Origin of the sequence: Methanospirillum sp. (genome assembly GCF_028679455.1) — an archaeon.
In the GTDB taxonomy this organism is placed as follows: domain Archaea; phylum Halobacteriota; class Methanomicrobia; order Methanomicrobiales; family Methanospirillaceae; genus Methanospirillum.
The window spans coordinates 1-13,151 of record NZ_JAJRBM010000120.1; the positions used below are offsets into that span (position 1 = coordinate 1).

A 13,151-nucleotide genomic window follows, 5' to 3' on the forward strand; every position below is an offset into this window, starting at 1 on the left:
GGCTGGGGACTTTTCTTTGCCAGGGAGGTTCTTGACCTCACCAACATGAGCATCAGCGAATCAGGGATCTACGGGATCGGAGCACAATTTATCATCACTGCTCCAGATGGGATTTTCAGAACTCCACCAGGTACTGTCATGAATAAGGAGCGAACTACATCGTCACATCAGTTGTCTACGGGTCCGTCATCTCTCCAATTAGACCGCGACTCTGAAGGTGATCCAGGCGATCAGGAGCATAATCACTGAGTACTTGAGGCCTGCAGTCACCCTTCCTTCTCCCATCACTCCTGCAACAAGACCTGAAAAGAATCCCTGAAACATCCCGCCGTGAGAAAAAATCCTGATATAGAGTGCGAGATCAAATCCGCCGAGACCAAATCCCTGTGCTGCTGCTTCTCCTGCGCCTGCTGTTGTGGTTCCGAGATCTGACATCGTCTTCAGGAATGAAGATACCAGGATGAGCATCACAAACAGAAACACACCAAACGAGGCAAGCACGATGATCACATAGATGAACATGTTATTACGTCGGTCGGTGTTCTGCGTCACATACTCAAACGAATCTTTTGCTGCTGCTCTGAGAACCTCAACGATATCACCCCCAGCCTCACTTGCCCGGGCGATAAGATCCACACTTCTGCGAACCAGAGGGATGGGGATCTCATCTCCCAATGCCCGGACCGCTTCGATGAAAGGGAAATTCCAGGATATCCGCTGATCCATCTGTCTGATGTGAGGGGTCAGGGCTCCGTACTCACTCATGGAGACCAGATGGACCGCACCCTGCAGGGTCATGCCGCTCTCATGCATCCCGGCGAGGTCACGGAAAAAGTTTGGAAGTGCAACCTCGATACTTCTTACCCTCCTTGATTCACGCAGGTCAAGGATTACCAGAGGCACGAGAATAACCATGAGGGTGATGACGATCACATCATCTATGAACGAACTGGTGAGGAGGGATCCGATTCCTCCTTTCTGAATCGCCATGGAAAATCCTATGATGAAGATGATTATCCCAAGTGGAACCGAGGCAAAGAGGATGTTGGCCGGTTTCTCGGTAAGGGTCCGGAGTGGATGCTTGATGATCCTCAGGCTTCCCTCCGAGTACTCCCGGTGAAGCTGGATCTTGTCCAGGATCTTCTTTGCAGCCTCTTCTTCAGGGCTGAGTATGACCTCCTGTTTCTTCCTCAACCGATCAAATATCCCCATCACTACCACTCCGGTGTCATTGCATCGATCATGACCACAAACATGATACTACCGAATGGGATGATCAGATAGATGATGATATACAGAAAAAACGGGGTTCCTTCTCCAGAAAGAATGGACATGACCGACTGGATCAGGATGAGGAACAGGGTTCCTGCTACTAGGGCAGTAACATAACTCTCCGATATCAGGGCAAGGGTGTCAAGGAACTGTTTCTGGGTCTGCCGGTTCTCAAAAGTATACTGTTCTGCTTTAGTCTTAAAGTACTCAGAGATGTTAGATCCTGATGCCACACTCCCAATCGCCCCCTGCATGAACTCACGCATTCGGGGGCTTGGTGTTGCCATCGAGACGTTCTTCAATGCTTCGATGAGATCTTTTCCAAAGACATCTATCTCTAGGGTCACATACCGTGCTTCAACCGATGACTCACCATAGATTGTTGAATTTCCAAGTTGTCTGAACACCTCGGCCGGCGGAATTCCGGCAGTAGACATGGCAGCAAGATAGTTGATTGCATATGGCAGGCTTGATTCAATATCTCTTCGCCGTGATCCTGCCACAATTGAAGGATAGATCAGATAAGTCAGGTATGTGAACCCGCCAAATACTATGAACGATACGATTCCGGCAATGAGGGTACCGGCAACAAGGGAGTATACTGAAAATTGGTTGATACCCGACGCAATATCCCGGGGAATGTTTCCCTTGAATGTGATCAGAGCAGGTATATTGAGAAGATAGACGAGAAGAGCCACCAGGATGGATCCGACCACACCCACGATCGCCGAAGTAACCATTGCGGTTGCCAGATATGCTTCAAACGTGATCCCCATCCGTGCCGATCTGAGATTTGCGATCAAATCAAAATACTTGTCACGTTTGGCAAGCATCCTGCTCCCGAGCAGGTTGAAGCAGAACCGTTCATACGAGTTCATTGGCACCGGACCGGATCTGTTCCATCAACCCCTCGGAATCCCTGAAGTATGAGACTACAATGTTACTCACTTCCCGGTAATCACGAATCTCATGCTGCCGCATCCACTCAAGTACCTCCTGACGTTGCATCAGGTCTTTTTTAATCCGCTCATCATCCCATCCGCGGGCCTCCATGATCTCCTCAAGGATGTATGATTTGCCTGAATACGTGATCTCATCGGTCGCCTGACGCCACCTGAACACCTCGTTGGTGATCAGTTCGTTCGTCCGGGGATCAATGTCCAGGATTTCGATGATCTGCTTGTTACGTCTGATTCTCTGACCCCCCACCCGTGCCTGAACCTGAACACAGATGATATTCAGGGCTGATAACATGTTCCGGGGGACCGAAATAGGGGGGTTCTCAAGCCGGTGAACTGCACTGGCAACCGAGTCAGCATGCATGGTTGAGTAGGTTACGTGTCCGGTGCTCATCGCCTGAAAGAGGGTAAGTGCCTCTTTTCCACGTACTTCACCGACAATCAGATACTCCGGCCGCTGACGGAGGGCAGCTTTGAGGAGTTCATACATATCGATCTCCCCTTTTCCTGCAATATCAAAGGATTCCCTGGTTACACTAGGGATCCAGTTCGCGTGCGGTAATTTGAGTTCACGGGTGTCTTCGAGTGTTACTATCTTTGCCAAAGGTGGAATAAAAAGAGATATTGCGTTCAAAGAGGTGGTCTTTCCTGAAGCGGTCCCTCCTGAAAAGATACAGGATTTTCCGTTTTCCACTGCAAGCCAGAGAAATGCTATCGCGAGCGGTGTAAACGTACCCCACTCTATCAGATCAGTAGGGGTGATGGGGACTTCTTTGAACTTTCGGATGGTAAAGGTTGATCCATGGGCAGTGACTTCAGTGCCTAATGTCATCTGGATACGGGAACCGTCTGACATCGTTGCGTCGAGCATTGGTTCAGCCACTGAAATATGCTTACCTGCCCGTTGGGCGAGTTTGGTTACAAACGAATCAAGATCAGCAGTATCCTCATACTGCAGGTTTGTCTCCATCGACTCATATTTCGAGTGATACACAAAGAGGAAGCGTTCGACCCCATCACAGGAGATATCTTCAATGTGCTGGTCATGCATGATTGCATCGACCATACCGTTCCCCAGAAAATCCTTATGTAACTGGTAATGGATCTTTGCATAAGTCTTCGGATCCAGGTGAATAGCATAATCTGCAAAGATCTCGTTCATCATCTCTTCAAGGAGATCTGCAGCCAGTTCACGGGATATCTGCCGTGTATTCACATTGACCCGCTCGAAGATCCCTTTCTTTAGTTCATCGAGCAGTTTCTTCTCTGAATCAGTATAGGTAGGTTCAACAACTTCGTAGAGGTACTCGTGGTTTGGGTAGTTGTAGGTTATCCGTATGTATGCGTAGGGAGAATTAACCGGATAGACCTCTATCTCCTCTACCCCCTGGGGAGGGGTATACGTCAGATCAACCAGAGGCCCGTGAATTTCTGGATCATACGTCTCTCCCCGTTTTTTGGGAGTTTTGGTTATGATTCTGCTTAAGAATCCTTTCTTCTGTTCTTCACCTGGTGGAGAGGATTTCTGCCAAGAACCAGTATCGATTGATATCTTCTCCTGGGGATCCACCCCGGTTGGTTCAGGGTTTTGAATCTTCGTCTTTTTTAACGATAACGATGAAATTTTTTTAAATGCTGGTTTAGTTGATTCAGGGGGCAGGTTTGTGATTGGTGGTTCATCGGGGTTTGTTTGTGGTTCCAGTTTCTTGAGACGAGAAATGATCTGGGGTTTTTTGATGGACTCTTCAGTGAGTTCAGACTCTTTCGGTTTCTCCTTTGATTGTCCGCCTGACTTTGACTTCCCTGTGCCAATCCTGATTTTCAGCGCCATCTCTTATGCCTGATCAGTGAGATGTCTATCAATCCAAGGTGAACTATCAGAATCCATATCTCCCATGAAAAGACCCCCACCATATTGGTATAGTATCTAATTACCGAGGCGAAAATATAATGATACCGTACGCATCACCAACCTATTATAGGCAAATCTTATGCCAGAGGATGTAAATTCCCGCCAACCTGTGATCCGTGCATACAAAGGAAGGAGTTCAACCGGAATAAATGGTCTCGATCTTGCAATAGAAGGAGGATTTATTCCTGGAAGTTCGGTTCTTCTTATTGGGTCAGCCTCCTCAGGGATCGATCGGTTTGCAAAGCAGTTCTGGGCTATATCAGCTGAGCATCGTTCCTTTTACATGCTGGATGGATATCTGGAAGAAGGGATGATATCCGCAGGAGAAATGTCATGTCAGGAAATATTTCAGGGAAATGCAGGGAAAGGTCTGGTTGTTGACTCACTCTCAACTCTGATCATGCGTGATGGAATTGATCCGGTCCTCTCAGGGGTGACCTCATGCCGCCAGAAGATCCAGGATGCACATGATCATGCCTTCTTCACCTTGTACCGGGGGCTCCATGCTCCCTATAATGAAATTCTTCTTATCAGACTCTGTGATGTTGTGATAGAACTCCATGAGGAACTGCGGGGTAACGAGATCATCAGAGCCCTTGAGATCAAAAAACTAACCGGCATGCAACCCCCCGGCAGGGTACTACCGTTCATCGTGACAGAGAAAGGAATCGAACTTTCGACAACTTCCCGGGTAGTATAACCAGTATCCGGAGTCAAATCAGAGGAAAGATGAGACCAAACCAGATCCTTTGGTGGGTTACAGCCAGTCAAACATCTTCCGCTGTCTGATCGGGCCTGGCTTTTCTTTTTCTGATTCTTTCTGAGCAAACCGGGTATTGATATCTGCAAAATCGATGGCACTCTCATCATCGATCATCCGTTCTTCAGCCAGAATGATTCCGGATTCACTTTTCTGTGGTACAATCAGTTCATCAGAGGGAGGGAGGGTTTTAACCGACTCTGGTGGAGTTTTTGGGTTCTCGTAATCTGATTCCTCTTCATCCTGATATTTCTCCCGTTCCTCTTCTCTTGAGAGGAGAAAATCAATGAAGGCTTCAACCGCATTCTGTCCCTCAGGACTTAATTCAGCAAACTTCTCTTTGATTCCCATACGTCTCATCTTTGGAATGATTGAGTAAGTGAGAGCACCCTGCATGCATGTTCACCCAGCGAGGTGAAGAGATATCCCTCTTCAAGGGTTTTTCCTGCTGCAAAGGTTCCATGCCCCTGGGCGATACAGAGAGGTGCGAGTGCAAGGCATTCAGCAATATCATCTGCCAGCTCCTGCGTTCCAGGTTCTCCATGAGCAATTGGGATGATAGGGCAGAACATCTTCCCCTCACTATCGAGAGGGATTACTTCATCCAGAATAAGGGATGCTGCCACCGCGTACGGAGGATGCGCATGGACCACTGTCCGGTGCCGGGTGTTCTGGTACACTGTGCGGTGAACCCGCCATTCACTCGATGCAGACGGTGGAACTTCTCCTGAGATTGGGACATAGACCGGCTCTCCCGGATCATCAAGAAATGATCCGGTCCGGGTGATAAAAAAACCCTCGTCCTGCTGGATGCTCATATTTCCGAAGTTCCCACCGATCAGGTGTTCGGCAACCAATCGGTTTCCGATCTTCGTAAATTCTGCCCTGATCTCTTCACTGGTAACCATGATTCGTATCCTGCCTGTCAGACGAATCTGATTCCGACATCTTTCATCCGGTTACACCTGGCGATATTAAGGACCAGCGGAGTGATACTCTCAATGATAGATGACATCACCAGCGGCCCGGCATCATAGGATTTCAGAAGCGAGATCCGGTCGATGATATCCATTACAGTGGCTTTTGCTTCAGCATCATCGCCACAGACTGCAACCGAGTACTCAAGTTCTTCATCAATATCACGCCAGCGGTTCCCTGCGATGTTGTTGAATGCAACACAGATTCGTGAAGATTCAGGGAGAAGAGTCTGAAGGTGAAGTGCGGCCGACCCTTCTGCCGGTGGAACGTAAAGGAAGCAGTCTTTCTTCTCCATGGGATTGATTGGGCTGATCACAATCTTTCCTTCAAAACCATGGAGTCCTGCGATTGTCCCGTCTAGGTGTTTATACGGGATTGCAAGGATTATGACATCTGCCCCTTCAACAACCTCCTGGTTGGTCAGACCTTGTACTGAACAAGGCATTCCCTTCTCATCAGCAGCCTTCAGACAGCATTCACAAGTTTCCAAGGCCTTATGTTCATCTCGTGACCCGACCAGCACCTCATAGATCCGGGAGAGACGCATTGCCATCCCTTCACCGATCTCACCGGTTCCTCCGACAATCCCTACTTTCACGTTATTCCACCAGAGGTTTCAGCACGGAAGCAAGGGTCTGTGCATCAGTAACTCCCTGATATTTCTGCAAAAGAACCCCGTCTTTCTCAATAATTATTGTCGGGACGACCGAGACCTGATATTGCTGAGCCTCTGCCATGTGCTGATCAACATCGAGTTTCTTGATCTCTACACTATCTCCCATCATCGTTTTGAGTTCATCGATGATTGGTCCCATCCTCTTGCATGGTCCGCACCACTCGGCGAAAAAGTCGATTAGGATCGGTTTTCCCATAATGATAACCTAATCAGAAAATGCGTTAAAAAAACAGATAAAAGTATGGTATTGGTTATTTGGAGAGGATCTTCATGATTATGTGACCGTACGCCGGCCTGGTTACCAGGATACCTACCAAAACACCAAGCATGGTGATTATCGCAAACCCACGCAGGGTCGAGAGATCCATCAGTGCCAGTGGAAGCATGGCGATAAACACGGTTGCTGCTGATGCAACAATGATACCCAGTGCCCGCCTCAGTCGTTTGAGGTATAGATTCTGTGAGGGTACCTTCCCTTCATGAAGAACCTCATCGGTGAGGATTACCAATTGATCGATACCGGTACCAAGCACCGCTATCAGCCCCGCAATGGTTGCGAGATCGAGTTGCATAAAGAACGTAGTGATTGCGAGAAGGATGATCACTTCTGATGCGTTGATGAGAACCATCGGCAACACAATCGAAGGTTCATGGTATCTGACAAGGATACAGATACCAACTGCGATCAGAGCAAAGATACCCGCGATAACACACCACATCTTGAACTGATCCCCAAGTTCTGGGGATACTGATCCGGATCCGGCTATCTTGACTTCCACCGGGAGTGCCCCGTTACGGAGGTGGATCTCAAGGTTTCTTGCATCATTCTTACCACTATCTCCGGATCCGGTTGATGCGATCAGGTTCGGACTTGGCCGGCTCTGAAGGGTACCCGCGAGATCCGCTGAAAGTGGGGCATTGTACACCATCTTGCCGTCAAGCATCATGGCAAGATTATGGTTGTTTGGATCTTTGACTGCACCGTACTTGATTGCAGCCTGCCTGAACTCTTCTGCTCCTGCAGGACTGAGTGCAAAGGAGACTCCCCAGTTATTACTGTTTGGCGGGTTCTGTGCCGGGTTGGCTACACTCTCGATAGAGTCCCCAAAGACGACATGTTCAGTCTCGTTACCGGTTGTGACCACCCGGATCTCAAACTTACCCTGCTTGCCGACAATCTCCTGAGCTTCGCTCATGGTGACTCCGGCCATCTCTAATCTGACGTACCTGCTGATTCCGTTCAGGCCGGTGATCACATAGACCTTGGCATCCCGGGTACCAAGGCTGTTGATCTTGTTCTCAAGGATCCGCTTGATATCGTCAGCAGTCTCTTTGGTGACACCCTGGTTATATGAAACAAGTTCGGTTTTGTTCTCACTAAAGATCTGACGGAGTTCGGACTCTGGAACAAGTTTACGGATCTCTATCTTGTCTGCACCCACCAGCGTAACGTCAGCATTGAGTCTCTTACTCAAATCGGTGACAAACTGATCTACGGGGGTACTGGTCTTAAATGTGACTACTGCAGACTGAAACTCAAGTTGAATCCACGAACCGCCGGAAAGGTCGAGACCGAACTGAAGATTGGTCTCAAGGCCTGACGGTCCTGGATGAGGGAATAGGACGATCAGGGCAGCAATAATAAAGACAAGGTAGACAGCGACCCGGTAATCCTTGATCGTGTCTATTAACTTCTCTTTATCCATTTACGCGCCTCCAAGAAGTTCTCTTGCAGTTTTGCCTTTTCCCGTGAGTGCGTAATGTTTCAGAATTCCCACGTTGGTAAGCCAGGTGTTCATAACATCAAAGATAAGCCCGATCAGCAGAACCTGAGACATCACATGGATGATCTCAATGCCTCCGATCCATGATACAACCCACATGGCGAAGACTGCACAGAAAGCAGTTGAGGTCATGATGATACCAGTGTGGAAGGCTCCGTGAACTTTATCAACAAATTTTCCTTTCCGTTTCAACACCCGCGATGTCAGCAGGATATCACTGTCCACCGAGTACCCGATAAGCATCAGAAGTGCTGCGGTTGTCCCCAGGGAGAGTTGGATTCCGAGGAGATTCATAACCGCTGCAGTCATCGCCATATCTGCAAAGGCTGACAACACAACCGCTGCTGAAGGGACCGCGGTCCTGAATATCAGAAAGACCACGATTGACATCCCGATGAACGAGAAGATCATGGCCAGAATTGCCTGGTCCTGCAGAGTCTTTCCGAATGAGGAGCCGATCTGATCGATCTTTGCCCCGCTATAGGTGCTCTCGATCAACTTGTTCAATGCGAGAACCTTCTCATCGCTCATCGTGTCGAACTTGAGATATTTCCCCTGATTGATACCCTCTTCGACAGCGATGAGTGGAAAATCAGCAAATATTGCTTTGATCTGGTCCGGCGTCTGATCGGTGGTGAATGTAACCGCGATTCCACCTTTAAATTCCATCCCGGGCTTAACCGGGAGCCCGGTCTCCATATAGGTCATCCCCATTATCGCCAGTGAAATGATGAGTAATATCATCGGTATAGCGCAGAGTTTTCCTGGAGAGATGGAGTTGATATCGTATCTGAAAAAACCCATACATTACTGAGTTGGTTCCGGATCTTCATTAAACCAGTAGCCTTCTGCGCGGATAGATCCGCGAAAAACATCCGGATTGATTGAGAAGAAACCTTTTAGCCGATGTTTCAGATACCTCGGATAATGATAGATCAGGATAAGCGCCAAGATATTGTTGAGGAGCGCCTTCGGTCCTGGCTTGCCGGGGATGAGGAAGGAATCCGGCATGCAATGCTCAAGATTTTCCTTAGCCATAACGATCTCTCGATTCAGGAGATCTATGATCACCTCTCACTCACCTTCAAGACCAGTTATCATTCGGTATCCGGGATGATCGGGGTTGTCTCATCACGAACCGGGATTCTCGCCGGGACCCGTAATGAAAAGAAGCGATGCCGTCTGTACCGGCTTCGTGAAAAACACATGCCGGTTGTGCGCCGGATAATCTCGTCCCACACCCGCAGGCAGGAGCGAGCATCTTCTCCTGATGCCCATCAGAAGCATTTTTTCCCTCACCGTCTGACCTGTCAGGAAGATGTCTGACCTGTATGCCGACACCCCCGTGGATGCCGGAGCCCAGTCGATCTTCATCGATGATGATGTGATCGATTATATCAACAAACGAAACACCGATTTTCGCATCTCTACTTCCTGTGGCGGGCCGGTTCTGCTTCCAGTATCATATAAGCCGGCTAAGCCGACTGATCTGGCGCTCAAGGCCGGCAGCCACCTTATTTACATCTCAATGTATCAGGCACGCTATATTGATCATATCCACATGGACCTTATCCCGTACCACCTTGAGTCGATGATCGAAGGTTCGATCTGATTATGCCGTACGAGGAGCGTGAGCATACCGCTGATATCCTGATGCATGTCTGGGCCCCGGATATCCAGTCATTATTTGTTGACTGTGGGCACGCTCTGATGACAACCATGTACCGGGGTTCTGCCAGGCCTGAGTGTTCCTATTCGTTCACGGTCGCCGGGACTGATCATGTGCAACTGCTCCAAGCATATCTTTCAGAATTACTCTTCCTTACTGAGACTGAAAACATTGTGTTTTCTGAAATTTTCGTAGTCATGGATGATAAGGGTCTTTCTGTGCAACTCTCCGGAGAACCGTTTGACCGGAAAAAGCATGGGGGCGGAACCGAGGTGAAAGGGATATCATTCTGTGGGCTTGCGATCAGCAGACAGAACGATGAATATGTACTGGATATATTATTCGATGTGTGAGTCCTCCAATGATTGATGGTGTGAAACGTACCGGTGATCTCGAATGGGAGGTTCCCATTGGGTTTGTGGAAGGAATGCGTGTTTCTGGCAGATTTTTTCTTTCAGAGAACCTTACAGCAACACTCGAAGAAGGTGCAATAACACAACTTGCCAATGTAGCAACGATGCCCGGCATCATCAGGCACTCGCTTGCAATGCCTGATATTCACTGGGGGTACGGATTTCCCATCGGTGGAGTCGCTGCATTTGATTACTCAACCGGTGTAATCTCGCCAGGAGGAGTCGGGTTTGACATTAACTGTGGTGTCAGGCTGCTGACCACCCCACTCACCGTGCAGGATATCACGAAGAAGAAAGAGATCCTGGATCTGCTCTACGATGCCGTGCCGGTAGGAGTCGGCGCCCGCTCTTCCCTCAGGCTTTCTCCCAGGCAACTGGATGCGATGATGACCCGGGGATCTGCGTGGGCAGTGGAGGAAGGGTTCGGGACCAAAGAGGATGTTTCTCATTGTGAGGAAGGTGGGAGCATGAAGGAGGCAGACCCGTCTCATGTATCGCAAAAAGCCCGTTCCCGAGGGGTGCCACAGAGCGGGACGCTGGGAGCCGGAAACCATTTCCTTGAGATCCAGGTTGCTTCAGAAATCTTTGATTCCGAGGCAGCAAAGGTCTATGGAATCGAGGAGGGTCAGATCTGCATTATGGTTCATTGTGGATCCCGGGGGCTTGGTCACCAGGTCTGCACCGATCACCTGCAGACCCTTGAACGTGCGGTGGATAAGTATCAGATCAAACTTCCTGACCGGCAGCTCGCCTGTGCTCCGCTTATCTCACCTGAAGGCAAGGCGTACTTTGGAGGGATGGCAGCAGCAGCAAACTATGCCTGGGCAAACCGTCAGGTCATCACCCACCAGATTCGCAACGTCCTGATGAAATGCTGTGGGATTGGGTACGATGATATCAGACTCGTCTATGACGTAGCCCATAATGTCGCCAAGATCGAGGAGCATGAGGTAGACGGGAGGATGACGAAAGTATGCGTCCACCGGAAAGGAGCAACCCGGGCGTTCGGTCCCGGATGCCCCGATCTTCCCGATGATTATTCACGGATCGGTCAGCCGGTTATCATTCCGGGCAGTATGGGCTCCTCATCATATCTATTAAAAGGGACAGCAGAAGCAATGACCAGGACATTCGGTTCAACTTGTCATGGTGCTGGTCGGATTCTCTCCCGTTCGCAGGCAAAGAAGACGATCAAGGGGAACCAGGTGCGTGAAACCCTGGGTCGTGAAGGGATCATGGTAAAGGCACCTCATGACGGGGCAATTGCTGAAGAAGCACCCGGAGCCTACAAGTCAAGCAGTGAAGTCGTTTCAGTGGTGGACCGGCTTGGTATCTCGAAGCTGGTGGTACGGTTTCAACCGCTTGGCGTCATAAAGGGGTGACACGGTGGCAGGGAAGGTCGGGATCGTCTGGGACAGTCCGACGATGTTCACCCGTCTTGTTGAAGATTCCGGGTTTCTTTCTGAACTGGTAACTCCTCATCTTCTTGCGGCCCCTTTTTTCAGGCGATCTTTTTCAACCGTAATCATTCCTGGGGGGTTTGCAAACCCCTCATACTCATCAGTTATTCACGCGTTGCGTGCCTGTGAGGAGAGAATCCGCCGTTTTATTGAAGGGGGGGGAACTCTTCTTGCGTTTGGTGCCGGTATTGATCGTCCGGATGTGTATGACTGGCTACCGGTTGTGGTTCAGTATACATTCGGGTTTTCGGAAGGAGAACCCGAAGAACACAAATGTCATCCCATCTCCTGTATCATCGAAGATTGTCCGGATACGGTGTCGTATGACGGAGTTTTTTCGTTTCCTGATCAAAATTCTGATCCTGCTCCGGTATTGGGGGATACCGGCCGGAAACCGTGTCCGATAGACGGTCCGGCAGTCAGGATGTGTATCCGCGGGGATCCGGTCCTGGTGGAGTATTCCGCTGGAGCGGGGAGAATCATTCTGACCAGCCTGCATGAATATCCGTCACGGAGGTTTCTTCGGGATTTTTGCAGAAGTGATGGCGAAACCTTATTGTAGCTGCGTGCGAGGGAAATATGAGGGATATCGATGGACCACTATACCATATCGGCTGATGCAACAGCCGAAGATCTCATCCCGGTCTGCATGGCACTCCATGAGATTGTCGGCAGACTTCCGGTGACGGCACGGGCACGTAACACTCCCGGTATCAGAATCGAGCAGGGTTTTGTGGTGGATCGTGCATATCAGGGACCGGTACTGGATGAGGTTCTCTCCTCAAATCAGGTCATAAAAAAGACCCCCCGGACAGGTCAGTATAACGGGGTGCCTGTTGTGGTAGCCCCGATACGGGATGCATCAGGCGCTGCCATTGCTGCCATTGGTCTTGTCGATATCACGGGCATTTTTGACCTGGCCACACTCATGGAGCACCAGACAATGATACTCAAACAAGTCTGTGGAAAAGACCCTTGCCCGCTTCCGTCCGAACAGATCAACGCCAAACGGTGAAGTATGTACGCAACTGCCTTTAAAGTTCTTGAAATTCTTGAAAAATCCGATAAACCGGTTCCAAGTAGCGAGATCAGCACTTCCCTCTCCATCTCTGGCTCTGCGGTATGGAAGCATATCAACGAACTCAGGATGATAGGGTATGATATTGTCGCTTCTGATGATGACGGTTATCTGCTTGAAAAGAGTGGTATGGAGTTCAGACCGCATGTCATTTACAAACATCTGAAGACGAAGGTCATTGGGAGAAGAA

17 protein-coding genes and 1 pseudogene are annotated in these 13,151 nt (G+C 49.4%); 9 read left to right on the forward strand and 9 right to left on the reverse strand.

Features of this window, described 5'->3' with window-relative positions:
• A pseudogene (locus LUQ50_RS04090) lies at positions 1–249 on the forward strand (hypothetical protein); the annotation flags it as partial.
• Here the strand turns inward: LUQ50_RS04090 and LUQ50_RS04095 are convergent.
• From LUQ50_RS04095 to LUQ50_RS04105, 3 genes are read right to left on the reverse strand one after another with little or no spacing between them, the layout of a single operon-like run.
• Positions 199–1,212 carry a type II secretion system F family protein gene (locus LUQ50_RS04095; protein WP_300036579.1) on the reverse strand — a complete coding sequence of 338 codons (1,014 nt, stop codon included), beginning with the start codon at positions 1,210–1,212 and terminating at the stop codon, positions 199–201. The pseudogene LUQ50_RS04090 and the gene LUQ50_RS04095 sit on opposite strands and share 51 nt — an antisense overlap.
• 2 nt (positions 1,213–1,214) lie before the next feature.
• Positions 1,215–2,150, reverse strand: a complete 936-nt coding sequence (locus LUQ50_RS04100; RefSeq protein ID WP_300036582.1) for a type II secretion system F family protein — start codon at positions 2,148–2,150, stop codon at positions 1,215–1,217.
• Positions 2,137–4,062 carry a type II/IV secretion system ATPase subunit gene (locus tag LUQ50_RS04105; protein WP_300036585.1) on the reverse strand — a complete coding sequence of 642 codons (1,926 nt, stop codon included), beginning with the start codon at positions 4,060–4,062 and terminating at the stop codon, positions 2,137–2,139. The genes LUQ50_RS04100 and LUQ50_RS04105 overlap by 14 nt, the downstream gene beginning before the upstream one ends.
• Before the next feature lie 160 nt (positions 4,063–4,222).
• Here LUQ50_RS04105 and LUQ50_RS04110 point away from each other — a divergent pair, with 160 nt between their 5' ends.
• On the forward strand, positions 4,223–4,843 hold the full coding sequence (locus LUQ50_RS04110) for a hypothetical protein (protein ID WP_300036588.1): 621 nt from the start codon (positions 4,223–4,225) through the stop codon (positions 4,841–4,843).
• Positions 4,844–4,900: 57 nt separating this feature from the next.
• On the opposite strand, the gene LUQ50_RS04115 is transcribed toward LUQ50_RS04110, so the two are convergent.
• The 6 genes from LUQ50_RS04115 to LUQ50_RS04140 are packed head-to-tail and all read right to left on the reverse strand — an operon-like array spanning position 4,901 to position 9,145.
• Entirely contained in the window at positions 4,901–5,299 is a 399-nt protein-coding gene (locus LUQ50_RS04115; protein ID WP_300036591.1) for a hypothetical protein, read from the reverse strand.
• Entirely contained in the window at positions 5,260–5,811 is a 552-nt protein-coding gene (locus tag LUQ50_RS04120; RefSeq protein WP_300036594.1) for an aldolase, read from the reverse strand. The genes LUQ50_RS04115 and LUQ50_RS04120 overlap by 40 nt, the downstream gene beginning before the upstream one ends.
• Positions 5,812–5,828: 17 nt before the next feature.
• Complete coding sequence (gene npdG / locus LUQ50_RS04125) at positions 5,829–6,479, reverse strand: NADPH-dependent F420 reductase (RefSeq protein WP_300036597.1); 651 nt, start codon at positions 6,477–6,479, stop codon at positions 5,829–5,831.
• A 1-nt stretch (position 6,480) separates the two neighbouring features.
• On the reverse strand, positions 6,481–6,753 hold the full coding sequence (locus LUQ50_RS04130) for a thioredoxin domain-containing protein (RefSeq protein ID WP_300036600.1): 273 nt from the start codon (positions 6,751–6,753) through the stop codon (positions 6,481–6,483).
• 55 nt (positions 6,754–6,808) lie between these two features.
• The gene (locus LUQ50_RS04135) at positions 6,809–8,263 is read right to left on the reverse strand and encodes a preprotein translocase subunit SecD (protein ID WP_300036603.1); all 1,455 of its coding nucleotides are present in this window, start codon (positions 8,261–8,263) and stop codon (positions 6,809–6,811) included.
• Positions 8,264–9,145, reverse strand: coding sequence for a protein translocase subunit SecF (locus tag LUQ50_RS04140; protein WP_300036606.1), 882 nt, complete (start codon positions 9,143–9,145; stop codon positions 8,264–8,266).
• Between the two features lie 123 nt (positions 9,146–9,268).
• On the opposite strand from LUQ50_RS04140, the gene LUQ50_RS04145 reads away from it, so the two are divergent.
• From LUQ50_RS04145 to LUQ50_RS04175, 7 genes are all read left to right on the forward strand, one after another.
• Entirely contained in the window at positions 9,269–9,667 is a 399-nt protein-coding gene (locus tag LUQ50_RS04145) for a DUF2551 domain-containing protein (protein ID WP_300036609.1), read from the forward strand.
• Entirely contained in the window at positions 9,660–9,953 is a 294-nt protein-coding gene (locus LUQ50_RS04150; protein ID WP_300036612.1) for a hypothetical protein, read from the forward strand. Before LUQ50_RS04145 ends, LUQ50_RS04150 begins: the two co-directional genes overlap by 8 nt.
• A gap of 2 nt (positions 9,954–9,955) precedes the next feature.
• Positions 9,956–10,363 carry an archease gene (locus tag LUQ50_RS04155; protein ID WP_300036615.1) on the forward strand — a complete coding sequence of 136 codons (408 nt, stop codon included), beginning with the start codon at positions 9,956–9,958 and terminating at the stop codon, positions 10,361–10,363.
• Positions 10,364–10,371: 8 nt separating this feature from the next.
• Complete coding sequence (locus LUQ50_RS04160; RefSeq protein WP_300036617.1) at positions 10,372–11,805, forward strand: RtcB family protein; 1,434 nt, start codon at positions 10,372–10,374, stop codon at positions 11,803–11,805.
• 4 nt (positions 11,806–11,809) lie between these two features.
• A complete protein-coding gene (locus tag LUQ50_RS04165; protein WP_300036620.1) occupies positions 11,810–12,445 on the forward strand; it encodes a hypothetical protein in 636 nt (211 codons plus the stop codon).
• Between the two features lie 30 nt (positions 12,446–12,475).
• The gene (locus tag LUQ50_RS04170; RefSeq protein WP_300036623.1) at positions 12,476–12,898 is read left to right on the forward strand and encodes a DUF2111 domain-containing protein; all 423 of its coding nucleotides are present in this window, start codon (positions 12,476–12,478) and stop codon (positions 12,896–12,898) included.
• Positions 12,899–12,901: 3 nt separating this feature from the next.
• Positions 12,902–13,151: HTH domain-containing protein (locus tag LUQ50_RS04175; RefSeq protein ID WP_300036625.1), on the forward strand; the 250-nt coding region annotated here is incomplete at its 3' end.

What these genes read in the sequence shown, in the direction of transcription:
- LUQ50_RS04170 (WP_300036623.1), top strand. Translation starts at nt 12,476, where the DNA reads ATGGACCACTATACCATATCGGCTGATGCAACAGCCGAAGATCTCATC.
- LUQ50_RS04160 (WP_300036617.1), top strand. Translation starts at nt 10,372, where the DNA reads ATGATTGATGGTGTGAAACGTACCGGTGATCTCGAATGGGAGGTTCCC.
- LUQ50_RS04100 (WP_300036582.1), bottom strand. Translation starts at nt 2,150, where the DNA reads ATGAACTCGTATGAACGGTTCTGCTTCAACCTGCTCGGGAGCAGGATG.
- LUQ50_RS04115 (WP_300036591.1), bottom strand. Translation starts at nt 5,299, where the DNA reads ATGCAGGGTGCTCTCACTTACTCAATCATTCCAAAGATGAGACGTATG.
- LUQ50_RS04130 (WP_300036600.1), bottom strand. Translation starts at nt 6,753, where the DNA reads ATGGGAAAACCGATCCTAATCGACTTTTTCGCCGAGTGGTGCGGACCA.
- LUQ50_RS04105 (WP_300036585.1), bottom strand. Translation starts at nt 4,062, where the DNA reads ATGGCGCTGAAAATCAGGATTGGCACAGGGAAGTCAAAGTCAGGCGGA.
- LUQ50_RS04120 (WP_300036594.1), bottom strand. Translation starts at nt 5,811, where the DNA reads ATGGTTACCAGTGAAGAGATCAGGGCAGAATTTACGAAGATCGGAAAC.
- LUQ50_RS04135 (WP_300036603.1), bottom strand. Translation starts at nt 8,263, where the DNA reads ATGGATAAAGAGAAGTTAATAGACACGATCAAGGATTACCGGGTCGCT.
- LUQ50_RS04140 (WP_300036606.1), bottom strand. Translation starts at nt 9,145, where the DNA reads ATGGGTTTTTTCAGATACGATATCAACTCCATCTCTCCAGGAAAACTC.
- LUQ50_RS04095 (WP_300036579.1), bottom strand. Translation starts at nt 1,212, where the DNA reads ATGGGGATATTTGATCGGTTGAGGAAGAAACAGGAGGTCATACTCAGC.
- LUQ50_RS04150 (WP_300036612.1), top strand. Translation starts at nt 9,660, where the DNA reads ATGTCTGACCTGTATGCCGACACCCCCGTGGATGCCGGAGCCCAGTCG.
- LUQ50_RS04110 (WP_300036588.1), top strand. Translation starts at nt 4,223, where the DNA reads ATGCCAGAGGATGTAAATTCCCGCCAACCTGTGATCCGTGCATACAAA.
- LUQ50_RS04145 (WP_300036609.1), top strand. Translation starts at nt 9,269, where the DNA reads ATGATAGATCAGGATAAGCGCCAAGATATTGTTGAGGAGCGCCTTCGG.
- LUQ50_RS04155 (WP_300036615.1), top strand. Translation starts at nt 9,956, where the DNA reads ATGCCGTACGAGGAGCGTGAGCATACCGCTGATATCCTGATGCATGTC.